Source organism: Arthrobacter sp. UYP4 (assembly GCF_057291175.1).
The window spans coordinates 24,543-42,630 of the sequence record NZ_JBXAVU010000003.1 but is presented as its reverse complement, the minus strand read 5'-3'; the positions used below and the strand labels follow the sequence as shown (position 1 = coordinate 42,630).

Sequence of the window (18,088 nt, the reverse complement as noted above, 5' to 3'; positions counted from 1 at the left end):
ATGCCCGTAGACCCCGTCGCCTCCGCGACCTTCGCCCCTCCCGAGGCATCCGCCACGGGAACCCGCAAGCAGGCCATGGACTCCGAGGTCTTCATGTCGCTGCTCGTCAGCCAGCTCCGCAACCAGGACCCCAGTGCGCCGATGGACACCAACCAGATGATCTCCCAGACCACGCAACTGGCCATGATGGAGAAGATCACGCAGATGACCGGCATCAGCGAGGAGAACTTCCACCTCCAGATGCGCTCCTCGGCCGCCGCGCTGCTCGGCAACGAGGTCTCCTACACCGGGACGGACGGCGTCGAAGCGCGCGGCACCGCGACCGCGGTCTCCTACAGCGGCCCCGTCCCCACCGTCACGATCGGCGGCAAGAGCATCGCGCTCGACCTCGTCTCCGGGGTCGGGACAGTGCCCGCGCCCACCCCCACGACCTGATCCCGCCGATTCCTTCCTGATCCTGCACCGAACCTCCCGCACCTCCCGCTCCGCACCGAAAGGCACCACCATGCTTCGCTCGCTCTACTCCGGTATCTCCGGGCTCCGCTCCCACCAGACCATGCTCGACGTCACCGGCAACAACATCGCCAACGTCAACACGACGGGCTTCAAGGCCTCGGCCACCCAGTTCCAGGACACGCTGTCCCAGATGACCCAGGGAGGGGGCGCTCCCCAGGAGGCCCTCGGCGGTACCAACCCCGCCCAGGTCGGCCTCGGCGTGCAGGTGGCCGGTATCGTCACCAACTTCTCGCAGGGCTCGGCCCAGGCCACGGGCCGGGCCACCGACATGATGATCTCCGGCGACGGCTTCTTCATCTCGCGCCTCGGCGGCGAGACCCTGTACACCCGGGCCGGCGCCTTCACGCCCGACGCCGAGGGCAGGCTCGTCACTCCGGACGGCTCGCTCGTCCAGGGCTGGCCCGCCGTCAACGGCGTCGTCCAGCAGGGCGGGGCCGTCGGTGACCTGCGGATGCCCAAGGGCGCGGTGTCACCGGCGCAGGCGACGACGACCGCCCGCGTCACGGGGAACCTGCCCTCCGATGCCGCAGTGGGCACCCAGATCACGCAGGAGGTCGAGGTGTACGGCGCGGACGGCGCCGCACGCGATCTCACGCTGACCTTCACCCGCTCTGCCGCGGGCTGGAACGTCGCGGGCCAGGACGCGAACGGTGCTACCGGCGCCGGCCAGCTCGTGCTGCCCGACGGCCAGGCCTCGGCGGGTTCATCCGTCGCCGTGGGCGGGATCGCCGTCGACCTCTCGGCCGTCACGGGCTTCGCCGAGCTCAGGACCGTCTCCATCTCGGAGCGCAACGGACGCACCGCCGGCACCCTCGACTCGTTCACGGTCGGCGCCGACGGCACCCTGGTCGGTGCCTTCAGCAACGGCAGCCGGCAGCCCCTGGGCCGGGTGGCGCTCGCCGGCTTCGTCAACCCCGCGGGCCTCGAGAAGGCGGGCGGGTCCTCCTACCGTGCGACGGCGAACTCGGGGGCCGCGGAGATCGGCACGGCCGGCTCCAACGGTCTCGGGTCGCTCGACGCGGGCACCCTCGAGATGTCGAACGTCGACCTCTCGCAGGAGTTCACGAACCTGATCGTCGCGCAGCGCGGTTTCCAGGCGAACGCACGCATCATCACCACGTCGGACGAGGTGCTGCAGGAGCTCGCGAACCTGAAGCGCTAGCCGGACCGGCCGATCAGGGGCGGACCTGACCGGGCAGGGTCAGGATCTCCGCCCCGTCGTCGGTGATGGCGATCGTGTGCTCGCTGTGCGCCGTCCGGCAGCCCGTGGCGCTCCGGAGCGTCCAGCCGTCGGCGTCGGTGACCAGGGCGGCGGTGTCCACCATGACCCAGGGCTCCAGCGCCAGCAGGAGCCCTGGGCGCAGGACGTAGCCGCGCCCCGGCCTGCCGGTGTTGGCGATGTGCGGGTCCTGGTGCATCGTCGACCCGATCCCGTGTCCGCCGAAGTCGGTGTTGATGGGATAGCCCGCCTCGCCCAGGACCGAGCCGATGGCGAAGGAGATGTCGCCGATGCGGGCTCCTGGTCCGGCTGCTGCGATGCCTGCGGCCAGCGCGCGTTCGGTGGCTCCGATCAGCGCGAGGCTCTCCGCCGGCTGCGTCTCGCCCACGACGAAGCTGATGGCGGAGTCCGCGGCGATCCCGGCCTTCGACACGGCGAGGTCGAGTGTCACCAGGTCGCCGTCGGCGAGCGCGTAGTCGCGGGGCAGCCCGTGGAGGACGGCGTCGTTCACGGAGGTGCAGACGTAGTGGCCGAACGGGCCGCGCCCGAAGGACGGCGCATAGTCGACGTAGCAGGACTCCGCCCCGGCCTCGGCGATCATGTCCGCGGTCCACCGGTCGATGTCCAGGAGGTTCGTGCCGACGGCGCTGCGGCCCTTCAGCGTGTGCAGGATGTGCCCGACGAGCGCGCCGGTCTCCCGTGCCCTGTCCAGCTCGGAGGAGGTGAGGATCTCGATCATGCGGTACCTTTCCGGGGAACCCAATAACTATACCGGTAATAGTATCCCGGTACTAGACTCGGAGCCATGGTCAGACTGCCGCTCACGCCGGGGGAGGTCGAGCGCGGACAGCGCCTCGGCGCCCTCCTGCGGCGCGCCAGGGCCGAGCGTTCCATGCTCGAGACCGCACTCGACGCCGGCGTCTCGCCGGAGACCCTCCGCAAGATCGAGTCGGGTCGTGTGGCCACTCCCGCCTTCCCGACCATCGCTGCCATCGCCGACGTCCTCGGTCTCTCCCTGGATGTCGTGTGGGCCGAGATCAACCAGCCCGAGCGCGACGTCGAGCCGGCCCGCCGCGACGGGCGGGAGCGACTGGCGTCCTAGGGGCGTCCTTACGAAGCTGCGGCACGTGCCGACAGTGGAGGAAAGAGGCCCCGCCGGGGCGTCCCGACTCCAGGATGTCCGATGATCGTGGTGACCCGGCTCAACGAGAGCCAGTTCGCGGTGAACCCTGACCTCATCGAGCGCATCCACGAGAATCCGGACACCACGCTCGTGATGGTCGACGGCGCGAAGTACATCGTGACCGAATCCCTGCACGAGGTGATCGACCTCATCGCGGCCTATCGGGCCCGTATCCTCTCACTCGCCCGGTTCCAGCCGGTGGAACCCACGGATCCGACCGGGCAGCGACCGCTCGGGCTCGTCCGCGATCGCGACGCCGCCGCGGCGCCTGCCCGCCCGGGCACCGACGTCGATCCCGGCGCCGGCACGCCCGTCCAGCTCAGACCAAGGAACAACTGATGGATCCCGCAACACTCGTCGGCATTCTCCTCGCTTTCGGTGCGCTGTACGCGATGATCACCCTCGAGGGTGCCCACGTGCAGTCACTCCTCCTGCCGGCGCCCATGGTCCTCGTGTTCGTCGCCACCCTCGCGGTCGGCATCGCCGGTGGCACCCTGAAGGACTTCATCGTCGCGGTGAAGGCCGTCCCGCCGGCGATCATGGGCAAAAGCACGCCTCCCCAGGACACCATCGACAGCGTGGTGGTGCTCGCGGAGAAGGCCCGCAGCGAGGGACTGCTCGCGCTCGAGGAGGAGGCCACCACGGCGAAGGACCCGTTCCTCCGGGGCGCACTGCAGAACATCGCGGACGGGACGGACGGCGAGGAGCTGCGCGAGATGCTCGAGGACGAGATCGATTCCGCCTCCTCGACCCACCGCACGGCGTCCAAGTTCTTCATGAGCCTCGGGGGCTATGCGCCGACCGTGGGCATCGTCGGGACGGTGGTGTCCCTGACGCACGTCCTCGAGAACCTCTCGAAGCCCGACGAACTGGGCCACATGATCGCCGCGGCGTTCGTGGCGACCCTCTGGGGCCTGCTCTCGGCGAACTTCCTCTGGCTGCCGATCGGTACCCGCATCAAGCGCCTCGGTGACATGGAGACCGCCCGGATGACCCTCCTGATGGAGGGCGTGCTGGCGGTCCAGGCCGGCAGCCAGCCGCGCCTGCTCGGCGAGCGGCTGAAGGCCATGGTGCCGCAGCACGCCCTGGGCAAGGGCGGGAAGGGCGGCAAGGACGACGGAAAGGCTCCGAAGGCCGCGAAGGGCGCCAAGGGAACGGGCGACGGCGCGGCGCAGGGCAAGGCCGCGGCGTGAGCAGGCGCCCCCACCGGAAGAACCGGGGCGAGGACCACGCCGACGAGCATCCGGACGAGCGCTGGATGGCGTCCTACATGGACATGGTCACCGTGCTGATGTGCATGTTCATCGTCCTCTACGCCATGTCCACCGTCGACCAGGCCAAGTTCGAGCAACTGCGCGTCTCCCTCGCCACGGGTTTCGGGGCGGTGGAGACGGCGACCGTCGACACGGCCGAGGGCACCGTGGTGCCCGCCGAGTACGCCAACGAGGAGGGGGAGTCCTTCACGGGGGGCGCGGCCCTCACGGATGCGGAGCCGGAGACGGAGCAGGAGGAGCCCGGTGCTGCGGCGGTGGCCGCGCCGACGCCGTCGCCCTCGCCGTCGGCCGGTGGTGACACCGCCGAGCCCGTGACGGACCGGGAACGCGCCGTCGAGGAGGTCGAGAACCTCCGGGCCCTGCAGGAGCGCATCGATGCCGGGCTGAAGGAGCGCGACCTCGCCGAGGCCGTCCGCTACGTCATCGACGAGCGCGGCCTCACCATCCGGCTCGTCAGCTCGGAGACCTTCTTCCTCCCGGACAGCGCCCAGCTGACCGACCAGACGCTGCGCATCCTCGAGAGCGTGGGCCCCGTCCTCGCCTCGATCCCCAACGAGGTGGGCGTCGAGGGCCACACGGCACGCCTGCCCGACTCCGTGCCGCGGCCGCTCGACTGGGAGCTGTCCACCGAGCGGGCGGTGAACGTGGTGCGCCACCTCATCGACACGGGTGGCGTGCCCGCCCTCCGGCTCTCGGCCATCGGCTACGGCGAATCCCGTCCGCTCGCCCCCGGGACCAGCGAGGCGGAACTCGAACTCAACCGCCGCGTGGACATCGTGGTGCACTCCGACCAGCCCGAGAGCGTCCGCGGCCTCATGCCGGAGATCGCCGCCGGCGGCTGAATCGCTAACGGCCCGCGCAGGCCGGCCGATAGTGGCTGGTGTGACGGTCCAGGAACAACTCTCCTTTGGCGTGCCCTCGGGCTCCGCCAGGGCGGTGGATGTCTATGACTTCCGCCGGCCCACCACTCTCGCGCGTGAACACTCACGCGTGCTCGAACTCGCCTTCGAGACGTTCGCGCGCCAGTGGGGCACGCAGCTCACCGCGAAGGTCCGCGTGATCTCGCAGGTGACCAGCGAGCAGGTCCTCATGCAGACGTACAACGAGTACGCCGCATCCCTGCCGCCCACGACGGCGATGGTCCTCTGCGCCATCCAGGACCATGCCAGCAAGGCGGTCATCCAGTTCCCCGCGTCCGCGGGCCTGTACTGGGTCGACTCCATGCTCGGCGGCCACGGCACGGTCCCTCCCGGCGAGCGGAAGTTCACGCAGATCGAGCAGGCGCTGATCCGGCGCCTCATGGACGACGCCCTCGAGGGACTCCACTACTCGCTGGGCTCGGTCCTGACCCAGCAGCTGGGCATCGACTCGATCCAGTACAACTCCCAGTTCGCCCAGGCGGCGTCGACCACCGAGCTCATGATCGTCGGGACCTTCGAGATCCGCGTCGGTGAACGCTCCTGCCCGGCCACGGTCGCCATCCCGGCGCAGCTGCTGCTCGCGCAGCTGGGCGACGCGAACCCCACCGCCACCGGCGAGGACGCACGCGAACTGATCGAGCAGCAGGTCACGCACGTGCCGGTGGACGTCGCCGTGCAGCTCGCGGCGCTGCCCGTCCTGCCGTCCCGCATCCTCGACCTCGCCGTCGGGGACGTCCTGAAACTGCCGCACCCGCAGCACCGGCCCTTCGAGCTCGCCGTCAACGGGCAGCGGCTCGGCGAGGCGGCCCTGGGCCAGAACGGCTCCCGCCTTGCCTGCGTAGTAGTGACCACCGAGGAGAACACCGCACCATGAACACCACCACCGTCGAGCACGAGGCCGCAGCGTCCCTCGCAGCACGACTCCCGCTTCCCGGCCCCCTCACGGCCGAGCCCTGCAGCGCCTCCGAGGTGCCGTCCGCGAGCGCGTCCACCGCGATCGTCGCGTCCTTCGTGGGCGCGTCCTCCGCGGATCTCGCCGTCGTCCTGATCGACGCGCAGCCCCTCGCCGCCGCCGCCGGCACGTCGTCACCCCTCGTCTCCCCGGCCGACGTGCTCGTCCCCGCGCTCGAGGCGGCGTCGGCCGCACTCGGCGACGGCGTGCTCGGCGTCCCGGCGGTGCAGGACGCGCTGCCGCTGTTCCGCGACGCCGAGACCTCGGTGTTCCGCCTCGCCGGCAGGTCCGGTGCCGTGGGCTGGTTCGCCGTCCGCCTCCGCGGTGCCCGTCCGGGTGCAACCCCCCGCCGTTCCGCCGCCTCCGCCGGTGCCGCCAACCTCGGCCGCATCAGCAATGTGGAGATGGCCATGACCGTGGAGATCGGACGTACCCGGATGTCGGTGCGCGATGTCCTGGACCTCGAACCCGGCGCCGTGATCGAGCTCGACCGCTCGGCCGGCGCCCCGGCGGACGTGCTGCTCAACGGGCGCCTCGTCGCCCACGGCGAGGTGGTCGTCGTCGACCAGGACTACGCCGTCCGCATCACCCAGATCCTCGACGTCGCCGACGGCGCCCTCTAGTGGACGTCGTGGTCCTCGCGCTGAGGGTGCTCCTGTCCCTCGGCGTGGTACTCGCGCTGCTCTTCGTGCTGCACCGCAAGCTCTCGAAGGTCAACGGCGGCCGTGCCGGAGCCGGCCTCGTGTCCGTCGTGGCACGCCAGGGCATCGGCGCGAAGGCATCCCTCGTGGTGGTGGAGGCCGAGGGCACGCGCTTCTACCTGGGCGTGACCGAGCAGTCGGTGTCGGTCCTCCACTCCTCGGCCGCGCCACGCGCGCTGCAGGCCGTCCCGGAGTCCGACGACGCGGTGCCCGCGGTCCAGGCGCGGGCGGCCGCGATCTCCGCGGGACCGGGCACACCGGAACCGGCCGACGCCCGTTTCGCCGCATCCCTGCGGCTGGCCGCTACGGCTCCCGCTACGGCTCCCGGTCCGGATCGCACCGCCGGCGCCGAGCCGATCAGCCGCCGTGCCGCACGTGCAGCCCGATCAGCGGAGCGGGCGCATGCCGCCGCGACCCTCCAGGGGTCGATCCTGTCGCCCGCCACCTGGAAGCAGACCGCAGCCTTCCTGCGCCAGGGACGGGCCGGGTGACGACGGCCGTCCTGCCGTCGGCACCCTCCGCACGCGGAAACCGCCTGGCCCGGTTCCCGCTCCTCCCGGCAGTCGCAGCCGTGCTGCTCGCCGTCGTCGTCGTCCTCCTCGGAGCCGCCGCCGGCCATGCCGGCGAACTGGATCCCGCCGTTCCCGCGCCCACGGCACCGTCCGCCCCCGCCGACCCCACGGCACCGGCCGAGCCGGGCAGCGGGGACGGGCTGTCCGTCGAGATCAACGGCGTCAACGGGGAACCGAGCTCGGCCGTCCTCACCCTCATCGGGATCACGCTGCTGTCCGTGGCGCCGGCACTGCTGCTGATGATGACGTCCTTCACGAAGATCTTCGTGGTGCTCGCGATGACGCGGAACGCGCTCTCGCTGCCGTCCATCCCGCCCAACCAGGTACTCGCGGGGCTGGCCCTGTTCCTGTCGCTGTTCATCATGGCGCCGGTCCTGACCGAGATCAACGACCTCGCCGTCCAGCCCTACCTCAGCGGCGCGACGACGTTCACCGAGGCCCTCACGGACGGCGCCCGTCCCCTGCAGACCTTCATGATGGCGCACACCCGTGAAGAGGACCTGGCACTCATGACGCGGGCCGCCGGCCAGCCGAATCCCGAGGACGCCGCGAGCGTCCCGCTGACCACCCTGATCCCGGCGTTCATGATCTCCGAGCTGCGGGCCGCCTTCATCATCGGCTTCGTGATCTTCGTGCCGTTCCTCGTGATCGACCTCGTGGTCTCCGCGGCGCTGATGTCCATGGGCATGATGATGCTCCCGCCGGTCATGATCTCGCTGCCCTTCAAGATCCTGCTGTTCGTCCTCGTGGACGGGTGGGGGCTCATCATCACGTCGCTCATCAACAGCTACCAGGGCGGCTGAGGTGGATACCAACGCCGTCCTCGACATCGGACTCGCCGGCATCTGGGCCGCGGCCAAGCTGTCCGCACCCGTGCTCCTGACCGCCCTCGTGGTGGGGTTCGCGATCTCGCTGCTGCAATCCATCACGCAGATCCAGGAGGTCACGCTCTCCTTCGTGCCGAAGGCCGCCGCCGTCTGCCTCGCCCTGCTCGTCTGCGGCCACTGGATGATCTCCGAGATGATCTCGTTCACGCACGAGATGTTCGAGCGCATCCCCGGACTCCTCGGGGGCGGCTGAGATGGAGATCGAACTCGACCAGGGCCGGATCGAAGCCGTCATGCTCGCCGGCGTGCGGATCGTCGCCTTCCTCGTCATCGCACCGCCCTTCTCGTACAAGGGCATCCCGGCACGCGTGAAGGCCATGCTCGCCGTCGGGCTGGCGCTCGCGGTGTCCCCGCAGGTCGCCGGGAGCTACGAGACGGGCGGCACGGGCCGGTACATCGGTGCCCTGGTCCTCGAACTCGTGGTCGGCGCCGCCCTGGGCTTCCTCGTGCTGGTCGTCTTCTCCGCGATCCAGTCCGCCGGGAGCCTGATCGACCTGTTCGGCGGGTTCTCCCTGGCCCAGGGATTCGATCCGCAGTCGATGGTCAACGGTGCCCAGTTCGCGCGCCTGTTCCAGCTCACGGCCCTGACGCTGCTCTTCACGTCCGACGGCTACCAGCTCATCATCGGAGGCCTGGTCCGGACCTTCAGCGCGCTGCCGCTCGGCGGGGGGCTGGACCTGGCCGAACCCGTCGAGGCGCTCACCGGCGCCGTCACCGGACTCTTCCTGGCCTCGGTCCAGATCGCCGGTCCGCTGATCGTGGTCCTCTTCCTGGCCGACGTCGGCCTCGGGCTCCTGACGCGCGTCGCACCGGCACTGAACGCCTTCGCGCTCGGGTTCCCGCTCAAGATCTTCATCACGCTCAGCCTCGGCGGCGTGGTGTTCGTCGCCCTGCCGCGCGTCGTCTCGACCCTCGCGGACGACGCCGCAGCACTCCTGATGGGGGTGGGCTGACATGGCGGAGGATTCCGGCGAGCGGACCGAGCAGGCCACCGACAAGCGGATGAGGGACGTCCGCTCCAAGGGCCAGCTCGCCAAGTCCGAGGACTTCACGGCGTGGGTGGGCGTCGGAGCGGCAGCGCTGATGCTGCCGTCCCTCATCTCCCGCTCGTCCGACGCCGCGACCGAACAGCTCGTCCGCGTGGCCGACACCATCGCGAACCCCGATCCCGCGTCGGCCCTCGACGCCCTCGCCGACGGTGGCGCGTCCCTGGGCGTCATCCTGGGCCCCTTCCTGGGTGTGCTGCTGGTGGCCGTGCTCGGTACCGCCGCCCTGCAGGGCGGCATCCACGTGAAGAAGTTCTCCGGCAAGTTCGAGCAGTTCAACGTGGTCAACGGCCTCAAGCGGATCCTCGGCGGACAGGCCCTGTGGCAGGGCGCGAAGGCGCTCCTGAAGACCGCCGTGGTCGGGCTGGTGCTCGTCGTCGTCGTGCAGAACCTCATGCCGGTGCTGATGGCCGCCGGGGGACTCTCGGTCGCCTCGCTCCTGAACACCGCGGGCGACGGCACCGCCGCGCTCCTGCGGGCCGCCGTCGTCGCCGGTCTGGCACTCGCAGCGATGGACGTCCTCGTGGTGATGCGCCGGAACCGCAAGAAGACCCGCATGACCAAGAAGGAGGTCAAGGACGAGAACAAGAACTCCGACGGCGACCCCCTCATCAAATCCCAGCGGCGCTCCCGCCAGCTGGCGATGAGCCGCAACCGCATGATCGCCGCCGTGGGCGGTGCCGACGTCGTCCTCGTCAACCCGACGCACGTGGCGGTGGCGCTCACGTACGAGCCCGGGCGGTCCGCACCGCGCGTCGTCGCGAAGGGTTCGGGCGTGATCGCCGCGAAGATCCGCGAGGAAGCGGAGAAGAAGCAGGTGCCGATGGTCTCCGACATCCCGCTGGCCCGTGCGCTGCACGCCGCCTGCGAGCTCGGCCAGGAGATCCCGTTCGAGAACTACGACCAGGTGGCCCGCATCCTGGCGTTCGTCATGTCCCTCAGGACCCGGGGGGCCGCCCGCGGCCTCCACACCCTTCCCGCCCGACCCTCAGCCGCCGGAGGCTTCTAGACCATGCGTTCCTCCCTCCCGAAATTCCTGGTCCCGGTCGGCGTCGTCGGCATCATCCTGCTCCTCGTGGTGCCGGTGCCGTCGGTGCTGCTGGACGTGCTGATCATCGTCAACATCCTGCTGGCGCTCGTGATCCTGCTGAACACCATGTTCGTCCGCAAGCCCCTGGACTTCTCCGTGTTCCCCTCCCTGCTGCTCGTCGCGACGCTGTTCCGGCTCGGCCTGAACGTCGCCTCGACCCGGCTGGTGCTCGGGGACGGCTACGCGGGGGAGGTCATCGCGGCCTTCGGGCACGTCGCCGTCGGCGGCTCGATCATCATCGGCGCGGTGGTCTTCCTGATCCTCGTGGTGATCCAGTTCGTGGTGGTCACCAAGGGTGCCGAACGCGTGGCCGAGGTGGGCGCCCGCTTCACCCTGGACGCCATGCCGGGCAAGCAGATGGCCATCGACGCCGACCTCAACGCCGGACTGATCACGGACACGCAGGCGCGCGAACGCCGCGCGGAGGTCTCGGCGGAGGCCGACTTCTACGGCGCCATGGACGGTGCATCGAAGTTCGTGAAGGGCGATGCCATCGCCGGGATCATCATCATCATCATCAACATCGTCGGCGGCCTCGCGATCGGCATGCTGCAGGACGGCCTGCCCATCTCCGAGGCCCTCACCACCTACGGGCTGCTCACCATCGGCGACGGGCTCGTCACCCAGATCCCGGCACTGCTCATGGCCGTGTCCACCGGCATGATCGTCACGCGGTCCAACGCCGAGGCGGACATGGGCTCGACGGCGGCCCAGCAGCTCGGGCAGTCGCAGAACGCGCTGCGCATCGCGGGTGCGGCGGCGATCGTCATGGCGCTCATCCCGGGCATGCCGAAGCTGCCGTTCATCGTGGTGGGCGCAGGCCTGATCGTGATCGCGCAGCGGCTCAAGAAGTCCGACGACGACGCCCGCACCGCGGCGGCGGCCCTCGAGGCCGAAGCCGCCGCTCCGTCCGCCGACAGCACGGACGACCTGCTCGAGCAGATGCGCGTCCACGCCCTCGAGGTGCTGCTCGCACCGGACCTGGTGGACGTCGTCACCGGCGCTCCCGACGACCTCCTCGGACGCGTCCGCGCCCTGCGCCGCAAGGTCGCGCTGGAACTCGGGGTCGTCGTGCCTCCCGTCCGCACGCGGGACAGCATCGACCTGCCGCCCGCCACCTACGTCATCAAGATCGCGGGTGTCGAGGCCGGCCGGGGCGAGGCTCCGCGCGGCAAGGTCCTCGCGCTCGGCGACCACCTCGCGCACCTGCCCGGTGCCGCCGTCGTCGAGCCCGTCTTCGGACTCGCCGGGAAGTGGGTGCCCTCGGAGCTCCGGCACAATGCGGAGCTCGCCGGCGCCACCGTGATCGACCGCGTCTCGGTCCTCGTGACCCACCTGTCCTCGGTCATCACGGCCAACGCCGCACGGCTGCTGACGCGCGAGGACGTCCGGGTGCTGACCGACGGCGTCCGCCAGGTCAGCCCCTCCGCCGTCGAGGAGCTGGTTCCCGGACTGATGTCCCTCGCCGAGGTGCAGCGTGTGCTGCAGGGGCTGCTGTCCGAGCAGGTGCCGATCAACGACCTCGCCCGCATCTACGAGGCACTGACCCTGAAGGCGAAGTCCTCGTCCGATCCGGAGGGGCTGGTCGAGGCGGCCCGGCTGGCACTCGGGCCCGCCGTGACCCAGCAGTATCTCGACGGCACGCTGCTGCGGGTCATCATGATCGATCCGCTGCTCGAGCAGTCCATGCTCGAGGGGCTGCGCCCGTCCGACCAGGGCACGCAGATCCTCCTCGATCCCGCACGGACCGAAGCCGTCCTCGCCTCGATCCGCTCCACGGTGGCCGATATCGAGGCCACCGGCCGTTCCGCGGTGCTGGTGTGCGCGCCGGCGCTGCGCCCCGCGCTCAAGCGGCTCGTGGGTCCCCAGGCGGCGGGGCTGCCCGTGCTCTCGTACCAGGAAGTGACGAGTGCGAACGTCGCCATCGAGACCATAGGAGTGGTGCGTGGCTCCGCAGTTATTTCATCTTGAGGGTCCCTCCCTCGAGGAGCTGAAGACCCAGGCCGCGGCCCTGTACGGTCCGCGGGCACTCATCGTGTCCGCGGAACTCGTCACGGTCGGCGGTATCCGCGGCGTACTCGCCCGCAGGCACTACGAGATCGTGGTCGAGGTGCCCGAGCCTGCCACCGGACACGCCGACGGCTACCGGTCCACGCCCGGTTCACCCCCTGGTTCCACCCCCGGTACCCGGCGGGGACGCCGCAGCGCCGCAGCGCCGGCGGGTATCGACGCCCTGCTCCAGCAGGCCGAGCTGGACGAGGTGCGGATAGCGGGCGGGTCCGCTCCCGCCGGGTCGCCGGCGGCAGGATCCCGGGGTGCCGCAGCCGGTGCCGCAGCCGGTGCCGCAGCCGGTGCTGCAGCCGGTTCCGGCAGGCCGGGATCCGGTGTGTCCGGCGCCGGTGCGGGGGAGCCCGCCGCCGTCTCGACGGACTCGGGCCTCTTCGCGGCGCTGATGGACAACCTCACCTTCGCGACCTCTCCCTCGACATCCGGTCCAGGTGCCGACCCGTCGGCCGCGCGGCGCCGGCCCGGCGACGACGCGCCGCAGGCACTCCCGGACGTCGGACCGACCCGGACCGGACCTCCCGCCGGACCGGTCACCACCGACCCTGTCGAGCGCGGATCCTCCGGCGGATCGACGCCGTGGGGCGCGCGCCCGGACGACCGGCCCTCCACCGCGGCGGGTAGTAGTGAGGCATCCGATGATGCACCCGCCGTCGTACCGCACCTCGCTGCGCACCCGGGCGACCCGGCACAGCTGCCCGACCTCGCGGGCCACGTCGTCGACACCTCCGCTGCACCCGACCCCGCGCCGGCGGTCCTCTCGGCACCCGGCGACCTCGTGATCATCGTCGGAGCGCCCGCCGTGGTCTGGGAGGTCGCGGCGTCCATGGCGGCGGCGTTCGGCCGGGGGGCCCCGGCCGCGGTGGCCGTCGCCGGACCGGAGGGCTGGCTGACCCGGGACGCACGCAGGATCGACGACCGCCTCGACGCCAACGCGGCCCGTGCCGCCGGAGTGGACGGCGGGCATCCGGTCTTCCTGGCGCTGTCCTCGGAGGATCCCGTGACCGACGCCCGGCTCCTGCTCGCCCTGCGCCCGGACCAGGTGTGGCTCGCGGTGGACGCCGGACGGAAGGAAGCGGACACTGCCGCCTGGGTCGGAGCCCTCCGCAGGAGCATGGAGCGCGCCGAGCTCGCACCGTCGGGGCTGGCGGTCGTGGGATCGGGGTCGACGGCGACGCCGGGCACGGTGGACGCGCTCGGTCTGCCCGTGGGCTGGCGTGACGGCGGGTCCCCGGAATCCCCGACGCGGCGCCGCGCTGCCTCCGTCGGTCGACGCCGGGCCGAGTCCGCCGGGATAGAGTGAAACGATGCTTGTTCTAACGCGAAAGGTCGGCGAGCAGATCCTGATCGGCGACGACATCGTCATCACGGTGCTCGATTCCCGCGGTGACGGCATCCGCATCGGCATCGATGCCCCGCGCGGCGTGAAGATCCAGCGCGAGGAGGTCCTGCGTGCCGTCACGGAGGCGAACCTCGCCGCTGCGGCTGCCGACGCCGAGGCCGCCGATGCGCTCAAGGCGCTGCTCCGGTCCGGTGCGGTGGTCGCGGCGGAGGATCCTGCCGACGGGCCCGCCGATGCCCGCCGCGGTCCGGCCGACCCCGCCTAACAGACTCTCCCCGCACTGGCGAGCAATCCGGATCCCTGATTCTGCGTTGTCGCCCGAAATCCGCCGGACCTAGCCTGACACCACCTGTTCATACCAACACGGAGGTGCCTCATGGCTACTGGAGAAACCGGATTCAACGACGTCTCTTTCGACCTCATCTCGCTGCAGTACCACTCGCTCAAGGCAGGGCACGACTACGGGCAGTACGTGCGTGACGCCCGGAACGCCGGTCGCGACGACATCGCCGAGTTCTTCGAGCAGGTCATGGCCCAGGACTCCGAGCGCGCCGCGAAGTGCCATGCGTTCCTCGGTGAGCTGACGAAGTCCGACGAGTCCGGTCCCGCGATGAGCTGACCGTCGTCCGCCGGCAGTGGCGGGTGCCTGCGGGCGCCCGCCACTGCCGTGTCTCGGGGGAACGGACGCACGGAAAAGCCCCGGCGGCGGACCGTCCGGGGCTTACGTGGAGCCTCCTGCCAGAGTCGAACTGGCGACCTTCTCATTACGAGTGAGACGCTCTACCGACTGAGCTAAGGAGGCAATGCTTCCCGGTACGGGCGATGCCCGGGGCCGATCCACAAGCCCCAACTTTATAGGAGGTTCCGGCCCGGGGTCAAAATGGGCGCGAGGTCCCGGAGCCGGCCCTCAGCAGCGGGTCCCGTCCTCCGGCACCGTCCCGTCGATGAAGTAGGAATCGACGGTGTCCCGGATGCAGTCGTTGGACCGGCCGTAGGCGGTGTGCCCCTCACCCTGCCAGGTCACGTGCACACCGGACTCGAGCTGGTCCGCCAGCGCCGTGGACCAGGCGTACGGCGTGGCCGGATCACCGGTGGTGCCGATGACCACGATCGGGTCGGCGCCTTCGGCCTGCAGGGGGGCCGGGCCCAGCACCGGCGGATACGCCCACGGCGCGCACAGCACACCGCCGTAGGCGAGGAACCGGCCGAACGTCGGCGACGCCGCCACGAGCTCCTGCTCGTCGGCCCGCATCTGCGCCGGATCGCTCGTCATCGGGTAGTCGAGACAGTTCACGGCGAGGAACGCCGCCGTCGAATTCGTGGCGTAGGTCCCGTCCGGCCGGCGCTCCGCCGAGAGATCGGCGAGGCGCAGCATGGCGTTCATGTCACCCGCCAGGGCCGAGGCCACGGCCTGCGTCAGGGTGGGCCAGTTCCCGTTGTCGTAGAGCGGCAGGATGAACCCCTGGACGAACGTGCTGATCGGGACCAGCCGTCCGTCCTCGGCCCGCGACGGCTCGCGTTCGACCGCGGCGAAGAGGTCCCGGATCCGGGCAACGCCGTCGTCGACCGTGCCCGGATAGGGGCAGTCGGCGCCCTGCTGGCAATCGGCGACATAGGCGCGGAGGGCGTTCTCGAACCCGCTCGCCTGGCCGAGCGTGATGTTCTCGTTGCTCAGGGACGGGTCGATCGCCCCGTCGAGGACGAGCCGGCCCGCCCGCTCTGGGAAGAGATCGGCGTAGGTCGCCCCCAGCTGCGTCCCGTAGGAGAACCCGAGGTAGTTCAGCTTCTCGTCGCTGACCACGGCGCGCAGGATGTCCATGTCGCGGGCCGCCGACTCCGTGTCCACGAAGCCGAGCAGTTCCCCGGTGCGCTGGGCGCACAGGCCGGCGTACTCCTCCGCGTCGGCCGTCATGAGCGCCAGCAGCTCCTCCTCGGAGGCGTCCACGGGGTAGCTCTCCTGCCGCGCCTCGTCGAGCTCCGCGTCGGTGTAGCACTTCACAGCACTGGACCGGTTCACTCCGCGGGGGTCGAAGCCGAGGACGTCGAAGTCCTCGCGCAGTCGCTCACTCGTGACGTAGTCGAGCGAGTCCCTGACGATGTTGAAGCCGGAGCCGCCGGGTCCGCCGGGATTGACCAGGACGGTCCCCTGAGCCTCGCCCGTCGCATCCGAGCGGATGGCGGCGATCTCGATGCTGCTGCGGCCGGGGTCGCTGTAGTCCAGCGGGACCTCGATGGTGGCGCACGAGAAGGATCCCTCGCAGCCCTTCCACTGCACTTCCTGCATGTAGAAATTGCGGAGGTCCTCGTCCACCTCGCCGATCGCGGCGGGATCGGCCGTCTCCACGCCGGTCGCGGGCGCTTCCTTCCACGAGGGGGAGAACAGCGTGCAGCCGGAGAGCCCGAGCACGACGGCGGCGGACGCCGCGAGGAAGGCCATGCTCCGACGGCGCGGTGTGCGGTCGGGGGAGTCGAGCGGTCCGAGGGTCATCGGTCGAGGTCCTTCCGGGACAGGAGGCTCACGGTCATGGCTTCGATCGCGAGGAGCGGGGACACATTGGTGCTGACAAGGCGTGTGCGGACCTCGTTGATGGCTTCGAGCCGCAGGAGGGTGTCCTCGGAGCTCTCCCTGCGGGCGAACTCCTCGAGCTCGGGTCGCAGGGGCTCGTTGACGAGCGACTGCCCGCTGGAGAGCTGCAGCATGAGCACGTCCCGGTAGAAGGAGATGAGATCCGTCAGGGCGCGGTCGAAGTAGTCGTTCTTGGAACGCTTGGCGCGCCGGGTCTGGTCCTCCTCGAGGCGCTTGATCTGTGCCCGCATGGACGGCGGCAGGGTGCCGGTCTCCGGTGCCCCGAGGGTGGCGAGCAGTGCGGCCCGCTCCTCGGCGTCGCGCTGCTCGAAGGAGCTCTGCGCCTCCGCCTCGGCGAGTTTCACGAGATCCGCCGCGGCACGCATGGCTCCGGCGACGGAGCGCAGCGTCAGCGGCAGCCGGACGATCTGGTTGCGTCGTTCCCGCGCGCCGTCGTCGGTCGCGAGCCTCTTCGCCACCCCGACGTGGCTCTGCGCGGCCCGGGCGGCCGCTTCCGCCGTGGCGGGGTCGATGCCGTCGCGTGCCACGAGCAGGTCCGCGACGTCCTGCACCGGCGGCAGACGGAGTCCCACGGACCGGCAGCGCGACCGGATGGTGACGAGGACGTCGCCGGGACTGGGGGCGCAGAGCAGCCAGATGGTCCGCGGGGGCGGCTCCTCGATGGCCTTGAGCAGCACGTTGGTGCTGCGCTCCTGCATGCGGTCGGCGTCCTCGACGATGATGATCCGCCAGCGGCCGGTGGACGGCTTGTCCTGGGCCTTGCGGACGAGTTCGCGCGCCTCGTCGATGCTGATCGTCACCTTCTCGGTGGTGACGTTCGTGAGGTCGGCGTGCGTTCCCGAGAGGACCGTACGGCACGCCTTGCAGGTGCCGCAGCCGCGGTCGCCCAGCGACTCGCGGTCGCAGAGCAGCGCGGCCGCGAAGGCCCGGGCGGCGTTCGACCGGCCGGAGCCGGGCGGTCCCGTGAACAGCCAGGCGTGGGTCGGTGCGCCGGACTCGGCGGCCCGACGCAGCTGCTCGACCACCTGTTCCTGTCCGCGCAGCTCGGCCCACACGCCGGTCGCCGGGAGGCTGTGCCCGATGGTGCTCATGCCGCTACCCGGGGCAGCGCTCCGAGGATCGCCCGGTGGAGTTCCTCGGGCGTGTCGGACGCGGCCAGCACGAGATAGCGTCCGGGCTCCTGCCGGGCGAGGTCCAGGAACGCGGACCGGATGCCGGCGTGGAAACCGTCGGGCTCGGACTCGAGCCGGTCCTCCGCGGCGGCGCCGGCAGTACGGCGGCTGCGGCCCTCGGCCGGGTCGACGTCGAGCAGTACCGTCAGGTCGGGGCGGAGTCCGTCCGTGGCCCAGAGGTTCACGTCGAGCACGGCCTGTGCCCCGAGGCCGCGTCCCGCCCCCTGATAGGCGACGGAGGAGTCGATGTAGCGGTCACACACGACGACGTCGCCGCGCTCCAGGGCCGGCACGATCACCTGCTGCACGTGCGCGGCACGGGACGCCGCGAACAGGAGGGCCTCCGTCCGCGCGTCGATCTCGCCGTGCCCGTGCTCGAGGACGAGGGACCGCAGTTTCTCGCCGATGACGGTGCCGCCCGGTTCGCGGGTGCGCACGACCGTGCGGCCGCTGTCCGCGAGCGCCCGGCAGAGCATCGCCGCCTGGGTGGACTTGCCGGCGCCGTCACCGCCCTCGAGCACGAGGAAGAGCCCGGGAAGCCCGTGCGGGAGGGGAAAGGTCAC

The 18,088-nt window shown here is 70.9% G+C and carries 21 protein-coding genes and 1 tRNA gene; 17 read left to right on the top strand and 5 right to left on the bottom strand.

The genetic code is table 11. The features are described 5' to 3' along the window. Both AC0Z9V_RS12420 and AC0Z9V_RS12415 read left to right on the top strand, forming a co-directional pair. Nucleotides 1-435 (top strand): flagellar hook assembly protein FlgD, encoded by a 435-nt coding sequence (locus AC0Z9V_RS12420; RefSeq protein ID WP_133080403.1) that lies wholly within the window; start codon nucleotides 1-3, stop codon nucleotides 433-435. A gap of 70 nt (nucleotides 436-505) precedes the next feature. Then, a complete protein-coding gene (locus AC0Z9V_RS12415; protein WP_208741777.1) occupies nucleotides 506-1,678 on the top strand; it encodes a flagellar hook protein FlgE in 1,173 nt (390 codons plus the stop codon). 13 nt (nucleotides 1,679-1,691) lie between these two features. Here AC0Z9V_RS12415 and map read toward each other — a convergent pair whose 3' ends face one another. Continuing rightward, nucleotides 1,692-2,474, bottom strand: coding sequence for a type I methionyl aminopeptidase (gene map, locus AC0Z9V_RS12410; RefSeq protein ID WP_459289286.1), 783 nt, complete (start codon nucleotides 2,472-2,474; stop codon nucleotides 1,692-1,694). Between the two features lie 66 nt (nucleotides 2,475-2,540). Between map and AC0Z9V_RS12405 the strand changes: the two genes are divergently transcribed. The 15 genes from AC0Z9V_RS12405 to AC0Z9V_RS12335 all read left to right on the top strand — a co-directional run bounded on the left by AC0Z9V_RS12405 (nucleotide 2,541) and on the right by AC0Z9V_RS12335 (nucleotide 14,385). After that, nucleotides 2,541-2,837, top strand: a complete 297-nt coding sequence (locus AC0Z9V_RS12405; protein ID WP_133080406.1) for a helix-turn-helix domain-containing protein — start codon at nucleotides 2,541-2,543, stop codon at nucleotides 2,835-2,837. A gap of 81 nt (nucleotides 2,838-2,918) precedes the next feature. Then, complete coding sequence (locus AC0Z9V_RS12400) at nucleotides 2,919-3,257, top strand: flagellar FlbD family protein (protein WP_133080407.1); 339 nt, start codon at nucleotides 2,919-2,921, stop codon at nucleotides 3,255-3,257. Further along, entirely contained in the window at nucleotides 3,257-4,111 is an 855-nt protein-coding gene (locus tag AC0Z9V_RS12395; protein ID WP_459289288.1) for a motility protein A, read from the top strand. The genes AC0Z9V_RS12400 and AC0Z9V_RS12395 overlap by 1 nt, the downstream gene beginning before the upstream one ends. Next, a complete protein-coding gene (locus AC0Z9V_RS12390; RefSeq protein WP_347876204.1) occupies nucleotides 4,108-5,034 on the top strand; it encodes an OmpA/MotB family protein in 927 nt (308 codons plus the stop codon). The genes AC0Z9V_RS12395 and AC0Z9V_RS12390 overlap by 4 nt, the downstream gene beginning before the upstream one ends. A gap of 40 nt (nucleotides 5,035-5,074) precedes the next feature. Further along, nucleotides 5,075-5,986, top strand: coding sequence for a flagellar motor switch protein FliM (locus AC0Z9V_RS12385; protein ID WP_485141702.1), 912 nt, complete (start codon nucleotides 5,075-5,077; stop codon nucleotides 5,984-5,986). Further along, nucleotides 5,983-6,687, top strand: coding sequence for a flagellar motor switch protein FliN (gene fliN / locus AC0Z9V_RS12380; protein WP_485141701.1), 705 nt, complete (start codon nucleotides 5,983-5,985; stop codon nucleotides 6,685-6,687). The genes AC0Z9V_RS12385 and fliN overlap by 4 nt, the downstream gene beginning before the upstream one ends. Continuing rightward, complete coding sequence (locus AC0Z9V_RS12375) at nucleotides 6,687-7,256, top strand: FliO/MopB family protein (protein WP_485141700.1); 570 nt, start codon at nucleotides 6,687-6,689, stop codon at nucleotides 7,254-7,256. The genes fliN and AC0Z9V_RS12375 overlap by 1 nt, the downstream gene beginning before the upstream one ends. A gap of 44 nt (nucleotides 7,257-7,300) precedes the next feature. Further along, nucleotides 7,301-8,140, top strand: coding sequence for a flagellar type III secretion system pore protein FliP (gene fliP / locus AC0Z9V_RS12370; protein ID WP_485141872.1), 840 nt, complete (start codon nucleotides 7,301-7,303; stop codon nucleotides 8,138-8,140). A gap of 1 nt (nucleotide 8,141) precedes the next feature. Continuing rightward, nucleotides 8,142-8,417: a flagellar biosynthesis protein FliQ gene (gene fliQ / locus AC0Z9V_RS12365; protein WP_208739138.1), complete on the top strand. Its 276-nt coding sequence runs from the start codon at nucleotides 8,142-8,144 to the stop codon at nucleotides 8,415-8,417. 1 nt (nucleotide 8,418) lies between these two features. Further along, on the top strand, nucleotides 8,419-9,177 hold the full coding sequence (locus AC0Z9V_RS12360; protein ID WP_133080413.1) for a flagellar biosynthetic protein FliR: 759 nt from the start codon (nucleotides 8,419-8,421) through the stop codon (nucleotides 9,175-9,177). A 1-nt stretch (nucleotide 9,178) separates the two neighbouring features. Continuing rightward, a complete protein-coding gene (locus tag AC0Z9V_RS12355; RefSeq protein ID WP_133080414.1) occupies nucleotides 9,179-10,279 on the top strand; it encodes an EscU/YscU/HrcU family type III secretion system export apparatus switch protein in 1,101 nt (366 codons plus the stop codon). A 3-nt stretch (nucleotides 10,280-10,282) separates the two neighbouring features. Continuing rightward, entirely contained in the window at nucleotides 10,283-12,331 is a 2,049-nt protein-coding gene (locus AC0Z9V_RS12350) for a flagellar biosynthesis protein FlhA (RefSeq protein WP_459289301.1), read from the top strand. Then, nucleotides 12,306-13,727, top strand: coding sequence for a serine/threonine-protein kinase (locus AC0Z9V_RS12345; protein ID WP_485141699.1), 1,422 nt, complete (start codon nucleotides 12,306-12,308; stop codon nucleotides 13,725-13,727). Before AC0Z9V_RS12350 ends, AC0Z9V_RS12345 begins: the two co-directional genes overlap by 26 nt. 4 nt (nucleotides 13,728-13,731) lie before the next feature. Further along, nucleotides 13,732-14,031: a carbon storage regulator CsrA gene (gene csrA / locus AC0Z9V_RS12340; RefSeq protein ID WP_485141698.1), complete on the top strand. Its 300-nt coding sequence runs from the start codon at nucleotides 13,732-13,734 to the stop codon at nucleotides 14,029-14,031. 111 nt (nucleotides 14,032-14,142) lie between these two features. Continuing rightward, nucleotides 14,143-14,385, top strand: coding sequence for an acyl carrier protein (locus AC0Z9V_RS12335; protein WP_485141697.1), 243 nt, complete (start codon nucleotides 14,143-14,145; stop codon nucleotides 14,383-14,385). Between the two features lie 107 nt (nucleotides 14,386-14,492). On the opposite strand, the gene AC0Z9V_RS12330 is transcribed toward AC0Z9V_RS12335, so the two are convergent. The 4 genes from AC0Z9V_RS12330 to tmk form a co-directional block, all read right to left on the bottom strand. Continuing rightward, nucleotides 14,493-14,568, bottom strand: a tRNA-Thr gene (locus tag AC0Z9V_RS12330). A gap of 105 nt (nucleotides 14,569-14,673) precedes the next feature. Beyond that, nucleotides 14,674-16,254, bottom strand: a complete 1,581-nt coding sequence (locus tag AC0Z9V_RS12325) for an alpha/beta hydrolase (RefSeq protein ID WP_485141696.1) — start codon at nucleotides 16,252-16,254, stop codon at nucleotides 14,674-14,676. Then, on the bottom strand, nucleotides 16,251-17,444 hold the full coding sequence (locus AC0Z9V_RS12320; protein WP_133080420.1) for a DNA polymerase III subunit delta': 1,194 nt from the start codon (nucleotides 17,442-17,444) through the stop codon (nucleotides 16,251-16,253). Before AC0Z9V_RS12320 ends, AC0Z9V_RS12325 begins: the two co-directional genes overlap by 4 nt. Next, nucleotides 17,441-18,088: a dTMP kinase gene (tmk, locus tag AC0Z9V_RS12315; protein WP_133080421.1), complete on the bottom strand. Its 648-nt coding sequence runs from the start codon at nucleotides 18,086-18,088 to the stop codon at nucleotides 17,441-17,443. The genes AC0Z9V_RS12320 and tmk overlap by 4 nt, the downstream gene beginning before the upstream one ends.